Origin of the sequence: Streptomyces sp. sk2.1, assembly GCF_008120935.1 — a bacterium.
Taxonomy (GTDB): Bacteria; Actinomycetota; Actinomycetes; order Streptomycetales; family Streptomycetaceae; genus Streptomyces.
The window spans coordinates 855,131-876,365 of sequence record NZ_RDBO01000077.1 but is presented as its reverse complement, the minus strand read 5'-3'; the positions used below and the strand labels follow the sequence as shown (position 1 = coordinate 876,365).

Here is a 21,235-nt window from a genome sequence, read left to right as displayed (position 1 = left end):
CTCTCGGGTCTCTCAGAGGACTTCGGGTGCGCTGACGCCGAGCAGGGACAGGCCACCGGCCAGCACCGTCCCGGCGGCTTCGGCGAGGGCGAGCCGGGAACGGTGGGCGGCCGAGGGTTTCTCGTCACCGACGGGGAGCGGCGAGGCGCTGTCGTGGAAGTCGAAGAAGGCCGCCGCGACGGCCTCCAGCTGCCGGGCGACCCGGTCCGGCTCGCGGTGCCGGGCGGCGGCGGCGAGCACGTCGGGGTGGTCGGCGAGCAGCGCGCCGAGCGCGGGCGCGTCCACGTCCTGCTCGTACGCGGCGCCGAACCCGAGCCGGCGGGCGTTGCCGCTCAGCGCGCGGGTCCGGGCATACGCGTAGCGCACCCGGAACAGCGGGTTGCCCTCCTGCTGCACGAGCAGTTCCGTGCCCCCCGTGCCCCGGGGCCGGTCGTGCGGGGCTGCCCGCAGCATCGCCCAGCGCGCGGCGTCGGTCCCGAGCCGCTCGAAGAGGTCGCGGTCGGCGGCGGGCACCGGCACCACGTGCAGCGCCTCCCCGTCCGCGGTCCGCTCCCCCACCGTCGCCCCCCGGGCCCGGAGCAGTCGCTCGACGGTGTCGGTGACGACCCGGGCGCGGACCTCCTCGACGGGTGCGAACGAGACGGAGGTGCCGGCGAGGGCGTCCCCGTGCCCGTAGCCGGTGCCGCGTTCCCGGATGGTCCGGACGAGCGGTCCGAGCCCGCGCGCGGCGGCCGGCAGGGTGAAGTTCAGGAAGCCCGGTCCGGTGACCTCGACACCCGCGATGCCCGGCGCCTCCCGGATCCGTTCCCGGAGGATCTCGGCCACGTCCCTGGCGGGCAGCGCGGCGGGTCCGGCCAGCTGGAGCGCGACGGCGCAGGCGTAGTCCCCGCGCCCGCCGGGCCTGGTCCGCTCCACCCGCACGCGCGCGGGGACGGGCGCGCGCAGGGCGTTCTCGTCGACCGCGCGGCGCACGGCGTGCAGCACGGTCCTGGAGAGGTCGGCGGGGGTCACGGGACAAGCGTATGGGAGAAAGGGGGGCACATCGCGACCCCGTTTCGCCATGCGGTCACCCCGCGGCGCTCTCCGCACGACCGGCCCCGTGCCTGCCGTCGAGCGACGAGGGCGGCTCCCGGTCCGCCAGCCGCCGCACGAGCCGTACCAGCTCGCTCGGCTCGAAGGGCTTCGCCAGGAACGCGTCGACGCCCGCGGCGACCCCGCTGTCCACCTCGTAGGGCGTGCAGGCGCTGATGATCGCCACGGGCAGATGTCTGGTCCGCGGGTCGGAGCGCAATCTGGTGGCGGTCTGCAGACCGTCCAGCCGGGGCATGACGACATCGAGCGTGATCACATCGGGAAGGACCCGATGCACCAGATCCAGACACTCGACACCATCGGCCGCGGTCACGACCTCGAAGCCCTCAAGCTCCAGGTTGACCCTGATCAACTGCCGGATGACCTTGTTGTCGTCGACAACAAGCACGCGGCCACACGCCCCTGACACACTCCGAGAGTAGGGGCGCCCCCGTGGCTGCGTCCGGGTTTTACCCACTTCCGCCCCCGGACGGGTGGCGCGAGGCGTTGGCCGGATGCATCCGGCGCGCACCGCACGCCCCTCCCCGGCCCTCCGTCCGGCCCCCTCGGCACCGTTCCCGACGGCCCGGAAATACCTGTTCACGGACACCCTCCGGAAGCTGGTAGTGTTTCACCCGTCGCCGAGCAACACAGCGATACGCCCCCGTAGCTCAGGGGATAGAGCATCGGCCTCCGGAGCCGTGTGCGCAGGTTCGAATCCTGCCGGGGGCACCTTGCACAAGGTGCCGAACAGGCCCTCTGATCAGGCGACAAGCCAGATCGGAGGGCCTTTTCCATGAGCGATCACGCATTGCCCGGGGCGACCGGTCCCCTGCCTTCGGTCCGTATGTCCGGTTCCCCTGCGGCCGGTTCTAGATTTTTGACGTCTTCCACCAGTGGCCGCTCTTCTTCGGCACTCGCGGAACGACGACGATCCGGCCCTCGGTGAAGTACTCGACCGCGCGGGCCACCTGCCGCCATCCCTCACGGGTGAAGTTGCGGCTCGAACAGAGCACCACGCCGCGCCCCTGCGGGAAGACGGCGTCGCCCCGGGGCCCCGGGACCGGGACCATGCGGAACTGCGGCAGGGTGGCGCCCCACGTGCCCCAGGAGAACCCGGCGATCTCGTCCCACTCCCAGACCTCTTCGCGCGCCATGTAGTGACCGACCACGCGCACCCCGTCCCAGCCCAGCTCGTCGCGGTAGTGGCAGACGCGCAGCCCCTCCGCGGAGAAGATGAGACTCGTGTGCTGGAGCCCCCCGATGTACAGCCTTTCCCGACTGGCCCCTCGGTCCACGTCCGCCCCTTCCCGTCGATGCGCCACCGCGCCGTCCGCCTCCGCGCGGATGTCCGGCGGTCCGTGGTTCCCGGTGACCCGCACGCGCCCGGAGTTCCGGGCCGGGCGTCACGGCTTCGTTCCGCGTCGGCGGAAGAAGGACCGGCGCCGGGGCGGGGTCCCGGGCTCCGCGGACGGCGCGGGCAGCGGTTTCGACGGTGGAGCGGGTGGAGCAGGTGCCGTCGGTGGAGCAGGTGAAGCCGGTGGAGCGGGTGCCGTCGATGAGGGCGCTGGGGCCGGTGCAGCCGGTGAGGGCGCTGGGGTCGGTGCCTCTGCCGGGGCGTCCGTCTCCGCCGCGTCCCGGCCCGGTTCCGCCGCCCCCGCCGTTCCTGTCGCCGTGCCGGGTTGCGACAGCACTTCCGTCGCACGGTCCGTCAGGGCCAGGCCCTGGAGCGCCGGGGCCAGCATGGCCGCGCCCCGGGGGTCCTTCGGGACCAGGGTGCCCAGAGCCCGCAGGCGGGCGCGCAGGTCGTCCACGGCCTCGCGCACGTCGTCCCGCATCGGTCCGTCGTGGTGGTCGCGGGCGAGCAGCGCCGTCGTCAGCAGTGCCCGGGCCCAGTCGTGGCCCCGGTCCATCAGCCACTTGTACTCGCTGTCGGTCCGGTCGGCGAACGCGCCGAGATGCAGCAGATGGCTCTCGACCGCCGCCCGCCATGCGGCTTGCGGCGCGTGCGCGGTCAGGCGTTCGGCGAGGTCGGCCAGGGTTCCCGCCAGGTCGGCCCGCCGGCCGGGTTCTCCTCGCCCGGTGGTCGAGTAGGTCTCCCGGCCGGTCAGGGCCTGCCGCAGTCGCCGTGCCCGCGGATCGCCCAGCGCGCCCTCCGCGCGCACGAGTGCCTCCGCCAGGGAGATCGGCACGCCGGCGGACAGGATCCGTTCCTCCCTGCGGACCGCGTCCGGGTCCAGTTCGGCGGCCCGGCCCAGTGCGGCGGCCGCGCCGGGTCGCCCGGCGGCCCGCAGGTGCACCGCCTGGCGGGCGAGGGCGCGGGCCCGGCTCCCCCAGCCGACCCGGACCGCCTCCAGTACGAACGCGTCCACGGCGAGGGCGTTGTCCCAGTTGCCGCGGGCCGCCTCGATCCGGGCGGCGACATCGGCGGCCATGTCGACCGCGTAGCCGAGGTGTGCGTCCTTGTCGGCGTTGAGCACGGCGATGCCCTGGCGGTACCGGGACAGCGCCTGCCCGGCGCAGGCGAGCGCCTGATCGGGATCTCCGTGCCCCAGGTGGACCACGCTCGCGACGCTGAGCACCCGGGCCAGTTCGAGCGACCTCGGAGGGCCGGCCGAGGGCATGCCCGCGAGGGCGTAGGCCGCGATCGCCCGGTCCGCGCAGAACAGGGCCGACACCCCGTGCCCGGCCAGCCCGTGCGCCCGTGCCCTGCGCATGCGGACGTCGGCGATCAGCAGGCGCCGCTTGGCCGCGGGGACGCCCGACCGCGCGTAGGAGGTCTCGCTCTCCTCCAGCAGCCGCACCGCTTCCACCGGCCGCTCCAGGGCCGTGTGCGAGGCGGCCATCGTGTACAGGAGGGACGCGAGCATCTCGAACAGCCGCGGCTCGTCGGGGCGGGAGCGCAGCTCCCCGCGGACGATGTCCACCGCTTCCTGGTGCAGGCGCAGCGACTCCTCCCGCGCGCCCGTCGCGGAACCACCGCCCCGCTGGGCTTCCAGGCCCTGCCAGTACAGCGCACCGACCCGGTCCTCCCACCCGCCGTGACCGGTCCGCATGCCGCCTCCGTCCGGGTGAGCCCCTGCCGGGCGTCCGGGCCCGGCACCGGCGTACCGGAGCCGCCCGTCCGGGAGCCCGGAACGCCCCGTCCCCACGGGGCGGAGTTCGCCAAGTATGCACGGACGAACGGGAGTTGGTACAGGGTGCCGGGCTGCCCGGCGAGGGGTGCGGACCGGGCTACGCCCCCGGTTCCTCCGACCCGCCGGAGGAACCGATCTGTTCGGCCTTCAGGGCCAGGTCCTGGAGCACGTCGGCGGAGGTCACGTCCGTCCGGCCGGAGTCGTGCACCTGGGCCAGCATCGCGAAGGCCAGGGTGAACGCGCCGACCAGCTGTTCCACCGCGGCGCCGACCTCGCGGCCGACGAGTGTCGCGACCTCGTCGATCGAGGCGTCCTCGGGGACGGAGATCCGGGGCATGGTCTCGTTCAGGAGGACGGTCACCACGCCGGGGTCGGTGTCCAGGTCCTCGCGGTCGGCGTTCTCCTCCAGGAGCCGACGGATCTCGCCCGCCTCCGTGAGGATGCCCACCACGCGCTTCACCACTTCGCTCTGCTCCATCCGGCGAGCATAGGTGCGGGGCGGTGCGACCGGTCCGACGCCGGGATCGCCGACACGCCGTCACCCCGGAGCGCTCGCGGACGCCCGGTGGGGCAATCCCACGCTTTTGCTGCGAACCTCCCCCGAACCCCCTTGCGCACTCGACCATTTGGTCGATTCTTGGCGAATGCATGCCCCCTGCATGAGGGGTTCCTCGCCAGAGTGGCGCATTACATGTGCACATCATCCGGTGCATGTGCCACACACGAGGACCCACATCGCAGGGGGTTGCATGAGAACCAGCCGCACCAGAGGTCGCGCCGCGCTGAGCATCGCGGTGACGCTGCCGCTGCTCGCCGGTGCGCTCGCCCTCGGGATATCGAACGCCGACGCCGACTCCGCGCCGGGCGGGCGCGACGCGTTGCGGGGCACCAAACCCGCCTGGGCGACCGCCGGGGCCGACCGGGGGGCCGCGGCCGACAGCGACGCCGTCCACGTCCGGGTCCATCTGGCGGGACGGGACCCGGAGGGACTGGCCGCCTACGCCACCGCCGTCTCCGACCCGCGGTCCGCCTCGTACGGGAAGTACCTGAGCGCCGACCGGGCGCAGGCCAGGTTCGGGGCGACCCCGCAGCAGATCGACCGGGTCGGCGCGTGGCTGAAGTCGAACGGACTGACCGTCACCGGCACCAACCGGCACTACGTCTCGGCCACCGGTGACGTCGCCGCGGCCGAGCGGACCTTCGGCACCCGGCTGCGCAACTACCGCAAGGGCGAGCACACCTACCGCGCCCCGGCCTCCACCGCCTCCGTGCCCGCCGCGCTGGGCGACGCCGTTCTCGCCGTCTCCGGCCTGGACGACGCGCCGCACCGGGCGAGCCACGACGAGGCGCTGCCGCCGCCGGACGCGGTGTTCCGCAACTCCGGCCCGTTCTCCACCCATTACGGTTCGAGGACCGCGACGACGCTGCCCGACGCCTACGGGACCAAGGTGCCGTACGCCGTCCGGGGCTACACCGGCAAGCAGCTGCGCGCCGCCTACGGGGCGGGCCGGTGGACCGGGAAGGGCGTCACCGTCGCGATCACCGACGCGTACGCCTCGCCGACGATCGGGAAGGACGCCGCCGAGTACGCCCGGCGCAACGGCGACGCCCCGTACCGCCGCGGACAGCTCCGGCAGGTGCTGCCGGACGACTACACGAGGACCGAGGAGTGCGGCGCCTCCGGCTGGTACGGCGAGGAGACCCTCGACGTGGAGGCCGTGCACGCGGTCGCGCCCGCCGCGGACATCGTGTACGTGGGCGCCGCCTCCTGCTACGACGCCGACCTGCTGGACTCGCTGAACGAGATCGTCGACCGCCGGCTCGCGGACATCGTCTCCAACTCCTGGGGCGACATCGAGGCCAATGAGACCCCGGACGTCGCGGCCGCGTACGACCAGGTCTTCAAGATGGGCGCGGTCGAGGGCATCGGCTTCTACTTCTCCTCCGGCGACGACGGCGACAACGTCGCCTCGACGGGCACGAAGCAGATCGACGTCCCGTCCAACTCCGCCTGGGTGACCTCCGTCGGCGGCACCTCCCTGGCCGTCGGCAGGCACGACACGTACCGGTGGGAGACCGGCTGGGGCACGCTGAAGGCGGACCTCTCCGACGACGGCAGGAGCTGGACCGGCTTCCCCGGCGCCTACACCTCCGGGGCCGGCGGCGGCACCAGCTCGACCGTGGGGCAGCCGTTCTACCAGCGCGGCGTCGTGCCCGACTCACTCGCACGGGCGAACGGCGAACGGCGGATGCGCACGGCCCCGGACATCGCGGCCGTCGCCGACCCGAACACCGGCTTCCTGGTCGGCCAGACCCAGACGCTGCCCGACGGATCGCTCGGCTACGACGAGTACCGCATCGGCGGCACGTCGCTCGCCGCCCCGGTCGTCGCGGGCGTCCAGGCCCTCGCGCAGCAGGCCCGGCGCGGTCTGCCGATCGGTTTCGCCAACCCGGCGATCTACGCCCGGTACGGCTCGAAGGCGTACCACGACGTCACCGACCACCCACTGGGACCGAACCGTGACCTCGCGGTGGCCCGCGTCGATTTCGCCAACGGCGTGGACGCCTCGGACGGTCTGCTGACGTCGGTGCGGAGCCTGGGCAAGGACGCCTCGCTCAAGGCGGTCGAGGGCTACGACGACGTGACGGGGGTCGGTACTCCGGCGGCCGGATACATCGACTCGTACCGTCCGCGCCACCGGCGCCACTGACCCGGCGCCGATACCGGCCGGGGCGGCCGTCGGGTCGAATCTCCTTGCGGACAAGCGCCGTTGGGCATTCGCTCCTTCGCGCCGCCGCCCCTTCGCGCCGGTGGACGCGTGCCGGTGGACGCGCCCCGGCGGGCGCGGCGCGGCACGCGTGCGCCGATGGCCGTTCCGGGCCCGCCCCGGGGCGGCCGTCGGCCGCGCACGAGTGTGCGAAGGGTACGCGGGACAGTGCCCGACGAAGCGTCAGAAAGGTTCCGGATGGCTGGTTCTGGCTGTTCGTCAGCGTGTGCCGATAGCGCATGGAACCGGCCTTTGTCATGCCCGCCGGGAAAAGACCGCATGTGGAGGGCGGATCGTCCGACCTGTGGTGCACACTCCTCGCAGACACTGCTTCGTTGAATTGCGTGGGGAGGCGATGGCGTGTTCGCAGGAATCGACGAGGTCGACTGGGCCTCGATGGAGCATGCCTACGGGCCGGCCGATGACGTGCCCGCGATGCTGCGGGGCCTGGCGTCCGCCGACCCGGCGGAGCGCGAGACGGCCCTGGACGGGATGTACGGGGCCGTGCACCACCAGGGCGATGTGTACGCCTGCACGCTGGCCAGCATTCCTTTCCTCTTCGAGCTGGTGGCGGATCCGGGCATCCAGGACCGCGGCAGCATCGTCGAGTTGCTCACCAGCATCGGCGGCATCGATCTGGACGAGGACGACGAGGAGGAGATCGACGAGGAGGAGATCGAGGGCGCGGCCAACTACGCGATGGCGGCCACCGCCGTCACCGCGGGCGCCGGGATCTTCTTCGAGCTGATGACCGACGAGGACCCGGGGGTCCGGCTCGCCGCCCCCCTGGCGCTCGCCGCGCTGCACGGCCGTCCGGACCGGGTCCTCGCGCTGCTGCGGGAGCGCATGCCGATCGAGCCGGCCGAGGAGGTGCGGCTCGCGCTGGTGGAGGCGGCGGGGCGGGTGGCCCTGCGCCACCGCGCGCTGGCCGGGCAGGCGGCGGCGTGGCTGAGCCGGCTGGCGGGCGAGGGCTTCCCGCCGGGGCTGCGGCTGGCCGCGCTCGCCCAGCTGGCGCGGTGCGCGCCGGACGCACTGCCCGGTGACGTCGTACGGGTGGTGACCGGGCTGCTGCGGCAGCTGCGCTCGAAGCCCGCGCGCCGGGGCGGGACGGGCGGAACGAGCGGTACGGCCCCCGCGGCCGACGCGCAGCAGGCCGAGGCGGTCGGGGCCGTGGAGGCGTACCCGGACGCGGGCGGGCCCGGCGAGCCGCCCGCCGAGGAGCGGTCCGCGCCGGTGACCCTGGTGGGGCAGTTGCGGGGGCCGTCCGGCGAGGAGGAGCCGGGGCACCCCGCCCCCTGGACCGCGGATCTGCTGCGCACCCTGCACGTGGGGCTCGACGACCGGGTCGCCGAGCGCACGGCGCTCCTGGCCGACCAGCTGCGCAGCCCCGACCGCCGGCAGCGGATCGACGCGCTCCGGATGAGCAGCGGGCTGATCCGGGTCTGGCGCGGTTCGTACGGGGAACTCGTCCGGCTGGTCGGTGAGCAGCTCGCCACCCCCGATCCGCAGCTGGCCGAGGCCGCCTCGCACGTGCTGGAGGACCTCTTCGGGCTCGCGGCGCCCGCGGCCGACGCGCTGGCGGCGCGGGTGGCGGCGGACCCCGGCGCCTGGGTGAAGGACTGGTCGAGCGGGCCGCCGGGGCTCGGCAGCGCGGTGAAGGCGCTGGCCCGGCTGGGGGACGCCCGGTCCCTGCCCGCGCTGGCCGCCGCGCTGGAACGGCCCGAGGTACCGCACGACGTGGGGTTCGCCATCGGCTTCCTGGGGGCGACGGCGGACCCGCTGGCCGAGGTGCTGTGCCGCAGACTCGGCGAGGTCCCGCTGGACGGCAGGGCGCACGACCGGGCGGGCCCGCTGCTCACCGGGCTGGCCGCGCTGCGGGCGAAGGAGGCGCTGCCGGAGGTGCTGCGGATACTGCGGGGCGCGCCGGCGCACCGGGGCGAGTGGCTGCGCACCGCGGCGCTGCGGGCGCTCGCCGCGTTCGGGCCCGCGGCGCACGGTGCCGTGCCGGAGCTGCGGGCGCTGCTGCGGCGTCCCGGGTCGGCGTCGGCGACGGAGGTCGCGCAGGCCCTGTGGGCGGTCGACGGGGACGCCGACGCCGTGCTGCCGGTGCTGATCGAGGGCCTCCAGGCGGAGCGCGTCCACGAGCGGCGGTCCGCGGTGAACGCGCTGGGCGGGCTCGGGGCCCGGGCGGAGGTGACCGCGCCGCGGCTGCGCGCGCTGCTGGGGCACGAGGATCCGTGGCTGCGGCTGGACGCGGCGATCGCGCTGTGGGACGTGACCGGGCGGGCCGACGAGTCCGTACCGCTGCTCCTGTCGGCCTGGGAGGCGAACCGTCACTCCAGGGTCCGGGTGGCGGAACGCCTGGCGCGGTCGGGGGTCGCTGGTGCAGGGTCTGAGTCGGCACGCGCGCTGCGCGCCGAGCTCGCCTCCGTCCGCCGTCACAACGCGATGGACGGCGGGTACGGCAGCCACGACACATACGAGGACGAGAAACTGCTGGCGTTCTGCCGGCAGGCCCTTCGGGGCGGTACGGGGAAGGGACCCGCCACATGATCATTTTCGGTACGCGAGGCTATCTGTACCAGCTGGCCATATTGACGCTCGTCTGCGGCTGGTGCGGCAATCCGGCCGCCCACACGCTGCGCAAGAGGGTCACCAAGTTCACCCTGTTCTTCGTGCCGCTGTTCCCGTTCTCGACGAAGTACGCGACCCAGTGCACGTTCTGCGGCGGCGAGCAGCAGATCCCGAAGGAGCAGGCCGACCAGCTGCTGGCGCAGCAGGCGGCGGTGCAGAACGGCAACCCGTTCGGTCAGCCGCAGGGACAGCCGGGGTACGCGCAGGGCACCCCGGGGCAGAACCCGTACCAGAGCTGAGGCCCGTCCCCGTACCGGCGGGGAGGGACCTCGTCGGCACCGGACGGGCGGCCGAGCGGCGCCACCCGGTGCCCACGCCCCCGGCGTCCCGCGGCACCCCATGGCATCCCGGAGTGCCCAGCGGCGCCCCCGGCGCCTCCCGGAAGCGGACCACCCCTTCCCTTCACTGAACGGGCACAACGGACTTGCCTCCCCATAAGGTCTATCTGGTATGGACCGCCGGAAGGGAGGGAGTCATGCGCCCGGATCGCCGGACGCGGCGCCGTGCGGCGGTGGCCCTCGGGGTCGTCGCCGGTGTCGCGCTGTCGTCCGGCTGCGGCGACACCGGCGGGCTGCACAGCGCCGGGCCGACCCCGACGGCCATCGGCCCCGCCCGGCTCTGGCCCCGGCTGCCGCCCGCCTCCGCCGCCCCGTACGACTACGGCGAGGGCGAGACCGCCCGCATCCCGGGGATCGCGGTGCCGGACGGCGACGTGCGGCGGCTGGACCCGGTGGCGGTGGTACGGGCCGGCGTCGGGGCCCGCACCAACCGGACCAGCGGCACGGCCGACCTTCCCGCCGACGTCGTCCGGAAGATCGACGCGTGCCCCGCCGAGCCGGCCTCCTGTCCCGTGCTCCCGCCCTACTTCCGCGATCTGACGGGCGACGGGCGGGAGGAGATGGTCATCGGCATCCAGCTGCCCGGCCGTCAGCTCTCCATCCGGGTGTACATGCCGGATTCGGGCGGGCTGACCCGGATCCTGTCCACCTCGGACGCCGTGATCAGCGTCGAGCTGGCCGGGCGGGACCTGATCGTGCGGGCGCCGTCGGCGATCACCGGGTACGAGTACCGCACCGCCTGGTCCTGGGACGCCGGACAGCGCGCGATGCTGCCCGCCCGGGACGAGATCCTGCGGATCCCGCCGTCCCGGACGCCGCGGCCGTCCCTCACGACCTCCCGGCCCGCCGTCTCTCCCCCGGCCACGTCGCCCGGGGTCCTCGCGGAACGCCGATGAGCCGCCGCGACGCGGGGGACCGGGAACCGGGCCGGAGCGGTCCGGGGCGGCGCGACGCGGTACGGGGCGACGCGGTACGGGGCGACGCGGTACGGGGCGACGCGGGAACCCGGGGGTCCGGCCGGAGCGGCACGGCTCGGCGCGGTACGGACGGGGCCGCGCCGCGTCGGCGCAGGGTCCGGGTGCCCGCCTGGACCGCGACGCTCACCTGGAAGGCGGCCCTCTTCATCACCGTGATGTGCTGCGCGCTCGCCGCGCTGCTGGGCGCGCTCGTGCACACCGGGATGACCCGCGAGACCGTCGGCCAGTCCCGCGAGAAGGCCCTGGCCCGACTGGCGGACGCCACCGTCGCGTACCAGACGGGCGAGGCGATGCCGCCGGGTTCGGGGATCGATTTGCCCGGACTCCCCGCCGGGCTGCGCGCCCTGGCCGTGAGCGGCGAGCGCGGCACGCTGGTCGGCAACCTGGCCGGGCACCCGGTCATGTGGGCGGCGGCCCCGGCGGACGGCCGCGCGCTGGCCGCGGTGGTGGACTACGGCCAGAGCGCCCGCACGATCGACAATCTCGACAGGGCGATCGTCGGTTCCGCCCTGCTGGCCATCGCCGCCACCGTGCTGGTCGGCGCGTTCGCCGTCACCCGGGTCACCCGGCGGCTGCACCAGACGGCCCGGGTGGCCCGCCGGATCGGCGCGGGCGACCTGGACGCCCGGGTGGCCGACCCGCGTACGACGGACCCCTCGCGGCCGCAGGACGAGGTCGCGATCGTCGCCGGGGCACTGGACACCATGGCCGCCACGCTCCAGCGCAAGCTGCAGACCGAGCAGCGTTTCACCGCCGACGTGGCGCACGAGCTCCGCACCCCGCTGACCGGTCTCTCGGCCGCCGCCGAGCTGCTGCCGCCGGGGCGGCCGTCGGAGCTGGTGCGGGACCGGGTCCGGGCGATGCGGGCGCTGACGGAGGACCTGCTGGAGATCTCCCGGCTCGACGCCCGCACGGAGCGGGTCGATCTCGCCGTGTACGAACTGGTCCCGCTCGTCGAGCGGGTGGTGCGCGCCTCCGGGACGGAGACCGCGGTCCGGATCGCGGACCCGGGTCCCGGCCGGCCGGGGCGGCCCGCGCGGGTGCGCGTGGAGACCGATCTGCGGCGGCTGGAGCGGGTGCTGGGCAATCTGGTCGCCAACGCCCACAAGCACGGCCGTCCCCCGGTGGTGCTGACGGTCGACGGGCCGGTGGTGACCGTGCGCGACCACGGCCCGGGCTTCCCGGAGTACCTGCTGACCGACGGCCCCCAGCGGTTCCGCACCGAGGGCGCCGGGCGGGGGCACGGCCTCGGGCTGACCATCGCGGCCGGCCAGGCCGAGGCGATCGGCGCCGAACTCGCGTTCCGCAACGCCCCGGACGGCGGGGCGATGGCCCGGGTGGTGCTCCCCGAGCCCCCGGACCCGAACGGCTGCGCGCCCGATGACGACGCGCCGGGCGACGGGGCACGGGACGGCGGGACGACAGGTGGTGGGGGCGGCTCGGAATCCGGCCCGCGCGAGGAGGGGTGACGGGTCGTCGGACGCCGCCCCGGAAGCAGGTCCGGCCGGTCCGTGCCCTCGTCGGCCCGCCCGGACATACTTGCTACGACATAAGGGAAATGGGCACCCGCTCTTGCTACGTTGCGTGGCATGACCGCAACGACGGCGGACGCGCCCCCGCCCGCTCCCCGCCTGCCCAAGCGGCGCGGGGTCGAGCTGCTGCTCCTCGTCGGGGCCGTGCTCGTCCCCGTCTACGGTTACGTCGCCGTCGGCCTGGCCAGGAACGACGCGGTGCCGCCCGACGTGGCCGGTTACGGCGCGGGGCTGGGGCTGCTCGCCCTCCTCGCCCATCTCGCGGTCCGGTTCCGCGCCCCGTACGCCGATCCGCTGCTGCTGCCCATCGCCGTACTGCTCAACGGGCTCGGCCTGGTGCTCATCTACCGGCTCGACCTGGAGACGCCGAAGGACCAGGCGGCCCCCACCCAGCTGATCTGGTCCACGCTCGGCGTGTCGCTGTTCATCGCCGTGGTGGTCCTCCTGCGCGACCACCGGGTGCTCCAGCGGTACGCGTACCTGTCGGTCGCCGCGGCCCTGGTGCTGATGATCGTGCCGATCTTCTTCCCGGCGGTGAACGGGGCCAAGATCTGGATCCGGGTCGGCGGTCTCTCCTTCCAGCCGGGCGAGTTCGCCAAGATCCTGCTCGCCGTGTTCTTCGCCGCGTACCTCGCGGCGAACCGCAACGCGCTCGCGTACACCGGCCGCCGGTTCTGGAAGCTCCAGTTCCCCACCGGCCGGGTGCTCGGCCCGATCGTGGCGATCTGGCTCCTCAGCGTCGGCGTGCTGATCCTGGAACGCGACCTGGGCACCTCGCTGCTCTTCTTCGGCCTCTTCGTGATCATGCTGTACGTGGCGACCGGCCGGACCGGCTGGATCGCGGTGGGGCTGCTGCTCGCCGCCCTCGGCGCGTTCGTCGTCGGCTCCTTCGAACCCCATGTGCACAGCCGGGTGCAGGACTGGCTCGATCCGTTCGCCTCGATCGACGCCGGCCGGGGACCCGGCCAGCTGGCCCAGTCGCTGTTCGCGTTCGCCGCAGGCGGGATGCTCGGCACCGGGCTCGGCCTCGGCCACTCCATCCTCATCGGCTTCGCCGCCAAGTCCGACTTCATCCTGGCGACGGCGGGCGAGGAGCTCGGGCTGACCGGGCTGACCGCGATCTTCCTGCTGTACGCGCTCCTGGTGGCCCGCGGCTACCGGGCCGGTCTCGCCCTGCGCGATCCCTTCGGGCGGCTGCTGTCGATCGGCCTCGCCTCGATCCTGGCGCTCCAGGTGTTCGTGATCGCGGGCGGGGTGATGGGGCTGATCCCGCTGACGGGCATGGCGATGCCGTTCCTCGCCCAGGGCGGTTCGTCCGTCGTCACCAACTGGATCATCGTGGCGCTGCTGATCCGGGTCAGCGACCAGGCCCGCAGACCGCAGCCCGACGCCGTGGAGACCGGAATCATCGCGCCGGTGCCGGAGGGCGACCGGTGAGCCCGTCCCCCCGCCCCCGTGTCGCGTCGCACCCGTTCCCGTACCCGCAACCGCCGGCCGGGCCACCGGGCCCGTCCCGAGCACCGGAGGCCCGGTCGTGATCCGCTGCATCCGCCGCGCCGCCGCGCTCTGTCTGCTGCTGCTCGTGGCACTGCTCCTGAACGCCGCCCGCATCCAGGTCATCGACGCCGACAGCCTGGACCACAACCCCGCCAACCGCCGCCTGACGATCACCCGTTACGGCCAGCCGCGCGGAAACATCCTGGTCGACGGCAGGTCCGTCACGGGTTCCGAGGACACCGGCGAGCAGCTCAGGTACGAACGCACGTACCGGAACGGCCCGCTGTACGCCCCCGTGACCGGCTACGCCTCGCAGACGTACGGCACCTCCCTGATCGAGTACACCGAGGACGACATCCTCTCCGGCACCGATCCGATGCTCGCCCCGTTCCCGCTGTGGAACGACATCACCCGCGCCCAGCAGCCCGGCGGCAACGTCGTCACGACCGTCGAGGACGCCGTGCAGCGCGCCGCCTACGACGGGCTCGGCGGGCGGCGGGGCGCGGTCGCCGCCCTGGAGCCGGCGACCGGCCGTGTCCTGGCGCTGGTCTCGACCCCCTCGTACGATCCCGGGCTGCTCTCGGGCACCGGTTCGTCCGTCACCGACGCCTGGCAGCGGCTGAACGCGGCGGAGAGCCGGCCGATGCTCAACCGGGCGATCCGGCAGACCTATCCGCCGGGTTCCACCTTCAAGATCGTGACAGCCGCGGCGGCGCTCGACGCGGGGGTCGTCACCGATCCCCACGCGGAGACCGACACCCCGTCCCCGTACGTGCTGCCGGGCACGACGACGACGCTGCCCAACGAGTCCCGGGGCTGCGAGCAGGCGTCGCTCGCCGAGGCGATCCGGATCTCCTGCAACACCGTGATGGCGGACCTGGGGGTGCGGGTCGGCCTGGCGGACATGGTGGAGGCGGTGGAGAAGTTCGGCTTCAACGACACCGGGCTGAAGATCCCCCCGGGGGTGGCGAAGAGCAACTTCGACACCGAGATGTCCGAGGACCAGCTCGCGCTGTCCTCGATCGGGCAGTTCGACACGACGGCGACCCCGCTCCAGATGGCGATGGTGGCGTCCGCCGTGGCGAACGGCGGCGATCTCAAGCACCCGTACCTGGTGGACCGTACGACCACCCGGGGCGGGGCGACCGTCCAGCGGAACGGATCGCGCACCTATCACCGGGCGATGAACCCGCGGACGGCGATGCAGCTGCGCGAGATGATGGTGGATGTCGTGGAGAACGGCACCGGGTCCAACGCCGCGATCGACGGGGTGACCGTCGGCGGCAAGACCGGCACCGCGCAGCACGGCGTCGACAACACGGGCACGCCGTACGCCTGGTTCATCTCCTGGGCGCAGGCGCCCGGTTCGGCGCAGCCGGCCGTCGCGGTCGCCGTGGTCGTCGAGGACGCGGCGGCGAGGCGGGCCGACATCAGCGGCGGCGGCAGCGCGGCCCCGATCGCGCGTTCCGTCATGGAGGCGGCCCTGCGAGACTGACCGGATGAGCGACACGACGGACGGGGTGCGCCGGACGCTGGAGCGGATCGACCGGACGGATCCGCGGCTGTGCGCGTTCGTCGAGGTGTGGCACGAGCGGGCGCTCGCCGACGCCGGACCGGCCCGTCGACTGCCCCTGGCCGGTCTGCCGTTCGCGGTCAAGGGGCGCTCGGGCATCCGGTCGTACGCGGCCCGGCGGCTGATCGCGGCCGGTGGCGTCCCGGTCGGCTCGACCTCGGTGCCCGGCCCCGGCACGTCCTGGCAGACCTGGGGGCTGGGCGCCCACGGCCGTACGGTCAACCCATGGCGCCCCGACCGCACCCCGGGCGGCTCCTCGGCGGGCTCGGCGGCCGCGGTCGCGGCGGACCTGGTGGGGCTGGCGACCGGCAGCGACGGGGCGGGGTCGGTACGGATTCCGGCCGCGTGGTGCGGGGTGTTCGGCCTGAAGACGACGAACGGTCTGCTGCCCTCCCCGGACCGTTCCGGACTGGCGTCCGCCGGGGTGCTGGCCCGGTCGGCGGCCGGGGCCGGAACGTATCTGCGCACCGTCCTGGACGAGTACGAGCCGGTGCCGCCGGTCCTTCCCGTGCCGGCCGTCTTCAGCCCGGACCTGGGGTACGCCGAGGTCGATCCGGAGGTCGCCGCCGTGGTGCGGCGCGCGGTGGAACGGCTGGTGGCGGCCGGGGTGGTGCGGCTCGTGGGCGATGCGTGCGAGCTGCTCGACCCCTGCGGGGCGTGGTCGGCGGTCCGGGGCGGGGAGGAGTCCCCCGCCGCCGCGGAGGTCCGGCGCGAGAACGACCTCCGGCTCGACGCGCTGTTCGCCCGCGCCCCGCTGCTGCTCACCCCGACCACGCCCAACCGCCCGCATGGGCACGACGGCCCGGGCGAGCTCTACTCGACCGCGCTGACCTGGGCGTTCAACCTCAGCGGGCATCCGGCCGCCAGTGTGCCCGCGGGTTTCACGGCGGACGGCTGCCCGGTCGGGCTGCAACTGGTCGCGGAGCGCGGGGCGGACGTCTCGCTGCTCGCGGCGGCCGGCGCGGTGGAGAGTGCCCTGCCCGCCGTACGACCGTGACCTGCCGACGCTCCCGTCGGCGGTGACGGCCCCGTCGGTCGCGGTGACGGCCTTGTTTGCGGTGGTGGCCCCGCCGTCGCGGTGACGGTCTCCTCGTCGGTGGCGGTGGCGGCCTCGTCATCGGCGGTGGTGCGAGCGGGGCGCGGTGGGTGGCGGACGACAGATGGCGGGTGTCGGGCGGTGAGTGGCGGGCGGCAGATGACGGTTGTCGGGCGGTGGACGGCGGCGGTGCGTGGCGGGCGGTGGACGGCGGCGGTGCGTGGCGGGCGGAACCGGGTCGTCCGCCCGCCGCCGTCCCCGTTCAGGCCAGCGGCTCGCGGCGCCGCAGCCACGGTTCGGGCGCCCCGTCGATCCCGGTGGCCGCGCCCACGACGCCGCCGGTGATGGCGCAGGTCGTGTCGACGTCGCCGAGGCCCTCGGCCGTCGCCCAGAGCGCCGTCTCCAGGTCGTCCGGATGCCGGGCCGCGGTCCACAGGGCGAACGGGACCGTGTCGTCGGCGCGGACGCGCTGCCCGTTGCCCAGCAGATCGGCCGCCTTCCACGGCTCGGTGGTGAAGGGGACGTCGACGGCCCGGCGCAGCCCGTCGCGCACGAGCCCCTCGGGGGTCCGGTCGGCGACCGCGGCCAGGGTGAACTCGCCGCGGACCATCAGCGCCGCCGCGACCGCCACCGCCACCGCGCCCGCGATCCCCTCCGGGTGGGCGTGGGTGACGGTCGCCTGCAACGTCGCCTGCTCGGCGGCGAACCCGACGTCCCGGTGGAAGTACGCGCCGAGCGGTGCGACCCGCATCGCCGCGCCGTTGCCGAGGCTGCCGCCCTCGAAGAGTCCGGGTGCCAGGGTGCGCCAGTCGGCCGGTGCGGCCAGCAGCTGGGGCAGCAGCATGTGCATGCCGTGTCCGTAGCCGCGGGCCTGGTCGGCCTCGTAGGTGAGGGCGAAGCAGAGTGCGAGACGGTCCTGCTCGACCCGGCCGTGCTCCTCCAGGACCCGCAGCAGGGCGCGGGCCAGCGCGGTGTCGTCGGTCCAGTGCCAGTCGGGTTCCTCGGGGGTGCGGCGCGCCTTGATCTCGTCGAACGCCCGGCGGGGCTCGCGGAAAAGAGGGAACCAGCGCTCGCCGAACGCGTCGCCCAGGGCCAGCGCTTCCAGGCTGCGGCGGGCGGCTGCGGGATCTGCGGCAGGGGGCGGGGGCAGTGGCGTCATGCCGTCATCCTTCCCGCCCCGGCCGACGGCGTACATCCATTTGCCCCGTCGTCCCGCGAAGACGCCCCGTTCCGTCGCACCGCGGTGGTACCTCCGGGCAGCCGTTCCTGCCGGGCGGTTCCTCGCCTCCGGGCGGTTCCTTGTCCCCGGGCGGTTCCTCGCCCCGGGAGGCCGACGCGTCGTCAGCTCCCCGGCGTGCCGGAACCGCCCTGGGTTATCGCCTCCTCGACCTCGGCGACCCTGGCCCGTTCCTCCGCCGCGAAGCGGTCCCGGTCGAGCTGTTCGGCTATTTCCTCGTCCTGGGCCATCAGCAGGTCGAGGTTGGAGTCGCCGAGTTCGAAGACGCCCATGTCGACGTATGCCTTCTGGAGCCGTTCGCCCCACAGGCCGATGTCCTTGACGCACGGCACTATCCGGCTGAACAGCAGCTTCCGGAAGAGCTGCAGGAACTCCGAGTGCTCGGAGAGGTCCTTGGCCTCCTGCTTGCCGATGCCGAAGTTCTCCAGCACCTCGACTCCGCTGAGCCGGTCCCGCATCAGGTAGCAGCCCTCGATGACGAAGTCCTCGCGCTCGCGCAGTTCGGCGTCGCTCAGCTGCTTGTAGTAGTCGCGCAGCGCCATCCGTCCGAACGCGACGTGCCGGGCCTCGTCCTGCATGACGTACGCGAGGATCTGCTTGGGCAGCGGCTTGGTCGTCGTGTCGCGGATCATGCCGAACGCGGCCAGGGCGAGCCCTTCTATGAGGACCTGCATGCCGAGGTAGGGCATGTCCCAGCGGGAGTCGCGCAGGGTGTCGCCGAGCAGCCCCTGGAGGTTGTCGTTGATCGGGTAGAGCATCCCGACCTTCTCGTGCAGGAACCGGCCGTAGATCTCGGCGTGCCGGGCCTCGTCCATGGTCTGGGTCGCGGAGTAGAACTTCGCGTCCAGGTCGGGGACGGACTCCACGATCCTGGCCGCGCACACCATGGCGCCCTGCTCGCCGTGGAGGAACTGGCTGAACTGCCAGGCGGTGTAGTGCTTGCGCAGCTCGCCCCGGTCCTTCTCGGTCATCTTCGCCCAGTGCGGGGTGCCGTACAGGGTGAGGGCCTCGTCCGGGGTGCCGAGCGGGTCGGCGGGGTCGACCTCCAGGGACCAGTCGATGCGCTTGTTGCCGTCCCACTGCTTGTCCTTGCCCTTCTGGTAAAGGGCGAGCAGGCGCTCCCGGCCGTCGTCGTAGTCCCAGGTGAAGCGGGCGGCGCCGGAGGCCGGCACCTGCCACAGCGGTGCTTCGGGGGCAGTGGTGTAGAGGTCGTGTGTCGACACGGACGGCTCCTTCGCCTGGCATGTTCCGACAATTCCCGCGGCGTTTACGTCAGTTGGCAGGTTCACACGTTGGTAGACACCGGGTCAACAAGTCGCACCCAAGGGATTGACGGCCTTACTGACGGGGCGTCTCATAAGGAGTGACCCCCGGTAACCCACGCGCGAGGTGCCCCAGTCATGACCACAGTGTCCGAACGCGACATCCAGCTGCTGCGCGACGCGCTCGGCCCGCTCCGGGACCGGGAGCAGGTCGCCGAGCGGCTGCTCGAATCCTCGGCCAAGCACTCCTTCGACCCGGACAAGGAGCTCGACTGGGCCTCGGCGGTCGAGGAGGGCAAGTGGTTCTGGCCGCCCGAGCTCGTCTCCCTCTACGACACCCCGCTGTGGCGGAAGATGTCCGAGGAGCAGCGGATCGACCTCTCCCGGCACGAGGCGGCGTCACTGGCCTCACTGGGCATCTGGTTCGAGATCATCCTCATGCAGCTGCTGGTCCGGCACATCTACGACCGCCCGGTGACCAGCAACCACGTCCGCTACGCGCTCACCGAGATAGCCGACGAGTGCCGGCACTCGATGATGTTCGGCCGCATGATCAAGTGGGGCGGGACGCCCGACTACCCCGTGCCGCGCGTCTACCACAACCTCGCGCGCGTACTGAAGACCATCTCCACCACGCCCGGTTCGTTCGCCGCGACGCTGCTCGGCGAGGAGATCCTCGACTGGATGCAGCGGCTGACCTTCCCGGACGAGCGGGTCCAGACGCTGGTGCGCGGCGTGACCCGCATCCATGTGGTCGAGGAGGCCCGGCACGTCCGGTACGCCCGCGAGGAGTTGCGCCGACAGATGGTGACCGCCCCCGCCTGGGAGCGCCGGCTGACCCGGCTGAGCTGCGGCGAGGCGGCCCGCGTCTTCTCCGTCTGCTTCATCAACCCCCAGGTGTACGAGAACGTCGGCCTGAACCGGCACGAAGCCGTCGCCCAGGTGAAGGCGAGCGGCCACCGGGCGGAGGTCATGCAGACCGGCGCGAAGCGGCTGACGGATTTCTTCGACGACATCGGGGTGCTCAACGGGGTGGGGCGCAGGATGTGGAAGAAGTCCGGCCTCCTGGCCTGAGCCGCCCGGCCACGGCCCGGCATCCGGCCTCGACACCGCCCCGGGCCCCGCTCACGGCAGGGTGACCTCCCGCGCCCGGCCCACGCCGAAGCGCCGCGCGAGCCGCGTCATGCCCCGCGACATCCTCGACGGCATCGAGCCGGGCTCCGGAACGGTCACCGGCCGCTGCCGCCCGTTCTGGATCGCCGCTATCCGCCAGCCCCGCGGCGTCCGGACGCAGACGATGACCTGGCGCGACAGCCGCCGCTTCGGCAGCTTGTCGCGCCAGGGCATGAGGACCGATCCATTGCCCACCAGCACGGCCACGGAGTCGGTGACGAAGCGCAGGGACTCGATCTCCCCGACCATCGCCGAACCGGCGATCACGCCGCGGAACAGCTTGTCGTGGTTGTCCTCCAGCTTCGCGGAGCCGGCCGCCCAGCTTCCGTCGTAGGACACATAGTCGGCGTCCTCGGTGAACAGCCGCCCGAACCCGGCGGAGTCCGCCTCCGTCCAGGTCCTGCAGTACTCCGCGAAGAGCTCGCGGATCTCCGTCTCCCGGGTGTCCATGCGCTTCCCTCTCCCCCGTGCACCTCTGCTATTATTTCGTTCGGCCGAACTAAATATATGGAGCGCTCATGGGAACGTCAAGGGAAGAACTCCTCGCCCGGCTCGGGGAGGCAGGGCGGGTGCACAGCAACGCGGCCGTCATGTACCACGCGGCAATCAGCGACCGAATGGGCCTCAGCACGGTCGAGGAGAAGACGCTCGACCTGCTCCAGCGCTCGGGCGCGCTCAGCGCGGGCGAGCTGGGAGAGCTCACCGGCCTGGCACCGGCCTCCGTCACGGGGCTGGTCGACAGGCTGGAGCGCAAGGGGTTCGCCCGCAGGGTGAAGGACCCGCAGGACGGCAGACGGGTCAACGTCGAGATCGACCCGGGCATCGAGGCCCGGTTCGCCCCGCTCTTCACCCCCTTCGCCGCCCATCTCGCCGAGCTGTACGCGGAGTACTCGGACGCGGAGCTCGCCGTGATCCTCGGCTTCCTCGACCGCTCCGCGCACATACAGCGGGAGGCGACCCGCGCGCTCGGGGAGCATCGATGACGGCCCGCCCCCACCGC

Annotated in this window: 18 protein-coding genes and 1 tRNA gene; 11 read left to right on the top strand and 8 right to left on the bottom strand. The window is 73.5% G+C overall.

Annotation, left to right across the window (positions count from 1 at the left end; all coding sequences use genetic code 11):
* Positions 1-12: 12 nt before the first annotated feature.
* Positions 13-1,011 (bottom strand): ArgS-related anticodon-binding protein NrtL, encoded by a 999-nt coding sequence (gene nrtL, locus EAO76_RS31175; RefSeq protein WP_148839219.1) that lies wholly within the window; start codon positions 1,009-1,011, stop codon positions 13-15.
* 55 nt (positions 1,012-1,066) lie between these two features.
* Positions 1,067-1,501 carry a response regulator gene (locus EAO76_RS31170; protein WP_148839218.1) on the bottom strand — a complete coding sequence of 145 codons (435 nt, stop codon included), beginning with the start codon at positions 1,499-1,501 and terminating at the stop codon, positions 1,067-1,069.
* 230 nt (positions 1,502-1,731) lie between these two features.
* On the opposite strand from EAO76_RS31170, the gene EAO76_RS31165 reads away from it, so the two are divergent.
* A tRNA-Arg gene (locus EAO76_RS31165) sits at positions 1,732-1,803 on the top strand.
* A 140-nt stretch (positions 1,804-1,943) separates the two neighbouring features.
* Here the strand turns inward: EAO76_RS31165 and EAO76_RS44900 are convergent.
* From EAO76_RS44900 to EAO76_RS31150, 3 genes are all read right to left on the bottom strand, one after another.
* Positions 1,944-2,369, bottom strand: coding sequence for a hypothetical protein (locus tag EAO76_RS44900; protein WP_187438847.1), 426 nt, complete (start codon positions 2,367-2,369; stop codon positions 1,944-1,946).
* Positions 2,370-2,477: 108 nt separating this feature from the next.
* Positions 2,478-4,127: a hypothetical protein gene (locus EAO76_RS31155; protein ID WP_148839217.1), complete on the bottom strand. Its 1,650-nt coding sequence runs from the start codon at positions 4,125-4,127 to the stop codon at positions 2,478-2,480.
* A 178-nt stretch (positions 4,128-4,305) separates the two neighbouring features.
* A complete protein-coding gene (locus EAO76_RS31150; protein ID WP_187438846.1) occupies positions 4,306-4,686 on the bottom strand; it encodes a hypothetical protein in 381 nt (126 codons plus the stop codon).
* Positions 4,687-4,957: 271 nt separating this feature from the next.
* On the opposite strand from EAO76_RS31150, the gene EAO76_RS31145 reads away from it, so the two are divergent.
* From EAO76_RS31145 to EAO76_RS31110, 8 genes are all read left to right on the top strand, one after another.
* Positions 4,958-6,919, top strand: coding sequence for a protease pro-enzyme activation domain-containing protein (locus EAO76_RS31145; RefSeq protein ID WP_148839216.1), 1,962 nt, complete (start codon positions 4,958-4,960; stop codon positions 6,917-6,919).
* 417 nt (positions 6,920-7,336) lie between these two features.
* A complete protein-coding gene (locus tag EAO76_RS31140; protein ID WP_148839215.1) occupies positions 7,337-9,529 on the top strand; it encodes a HEAT repeat domain-containing protein in 2,193 nt (730 codons plus the stop codon).
* Positions 9,526-9,849, top strand: coding sequence for a zinc-ribbon domain-containing protein (locus EAO76_RS31135; protein WP_148839214.1), 324 nt, complete (start codon positions 9,526-9,528; stop codon positions 9,847-9,849). The genes EAO76_RS31140 and EAO76_RS31135 overlap by 4 nt, the downstream gene beginning before the upstream one ends.
* Before the next feature lie 236 nt (positions 9,850-10,085).
* On the top strand, positions 10,086-10,844 hold the full coding sequence (locus EAO76_RS31130) for a hypothetical protein (protein WP_148839213.1): 759 nt from the start codon (positions 10,086-10,088) through the stop codon (positions 10,842-10,844).
* On the top strand, positions 10,841-12,394 hold the full coding sequence (locus EAO76_RS31125; protein ID WP_148839212.1) for a HAMP domain-containing sensor histidine kinase: 1,554 nt from the start codon (positions 10,841-10,843) through the stop codon (positions 12,392-12,394). Before EAO76_RS31130 ends, EAO76_RS31125 begins: the two co-directional genes overlap by 4 nt.
* A gap of 120 nt (positions 12,395-12,514) precedes the next feature.
* Positions 12,515-13,894, top strand: coding sequence for an FtsW/RodA/SpoVE family cell cycle protein (locus EAO76_RS31120; protein ID WP_148839211.1), 1,380 nt, complete (start codon positions 12,515-12,517; stop codon positions 13,892-13,894).
* A gap of 97 nt (positions 13,895-13,991) precedes the next feature.
* Positions 13,992-15,449, top strand: coding sequence for a penicillin-binding protein 2 (locus tag EAO76_RS31115; RefSeq protein ID WP_148839210.1), 1,458 nt, complete (start codon positions 13,992-13,994; stop codon positions 15,447-15,449).
* Between the two features lie 4 nt (positions 15,450-15,453).
* Positions 15,454-16,524 (top strand): amidase, encoded by a 1,071-nt coding sequence (locus EAO76_RS31110; RefSeq protein WP_148839209.1) that lies wholly within the window; start codon positions 15,454-15,456, stop codon positions 16,522-16,524.
* A 301-nt stretch (positions 16,525-16,825) separates the two neighbouring features.
* Here the strand turns inward: EAO76_RS31110 and EAO76_RS31105 are convergent, their stop codons facing one another.
* A complete protein-coding gene (locus EAO76_RS31105) occupies positions 16,826-17,722 on the bottom strand; it encodes an ADP-ribosylglycohydrolase family protein (RefSeq protein WP_262375847.1) in 897 nt (298 codons plus the stop codon).
* Between the two features lie 182 nt (positions 17,723-17,904).
* Positions 17,905-19,023 (bottom strand): ferritin-like domain-containing protein, encoded by a 1,119-nt coding sequence (locus EAO76_RS31100; protein WP_148839207.1) that lies wholly within the window; start codon positions 19,021-19,023, stop codon positions 17,905-17,907.
* A gap of 177 nt (positions 19,024-19,200) precedes the next feature.
* Here EAO76_RS31100 and EAO76_RS31095 point away from each other — a divergent pair, with 177 nt between their 5' ends.
* On the top strand, positions 19,201-20,136 hold the full coding sequence (locus EAO76_RS31095; RefSeq protein WP_148839206.1) for a diiron oxygenase: 936 nt from the start codon (positions 19,201-19,203) through the stop codon (positions 20,134-20,136).
* Positions 20,137-20,187: 51 nt separating this feature from the next.
* Here EAO76_RS31095 and EAO76_RS31090 read toward each other — a convergent pair whose 3' ends face one another.
* A complete protein-coding gene (locus EAO76_RS31090; protein ID WP_148839205.1) occupies positions 20,188-20,685 on the bottom strand; it encodes an SgcJ/EcaC family oxidoreductase in 498 nt (165 codons plus the stop codon).
* 68 nt (positions 20,686-20,753) lie between these two features.
* Here EAO76_RS31090 and EAO76_RS31085 point away from each other — a divergent pair, with 68 nt between their 5' ends.
* Positions 20,754-21,218, top strand: a complete 465-nt coding sequence (locus EAO76_RS31085) for a MarR family winged helix-turn-helix transcriptional regulator (RefSeq protein WP_148839204.1) — start codon at positions 20,754-20,756, stop codon at positions 21,216-21,218.
* The last annotated feature ends 17 nt before the right edge of the window (positions 21,219-21,235 follow it).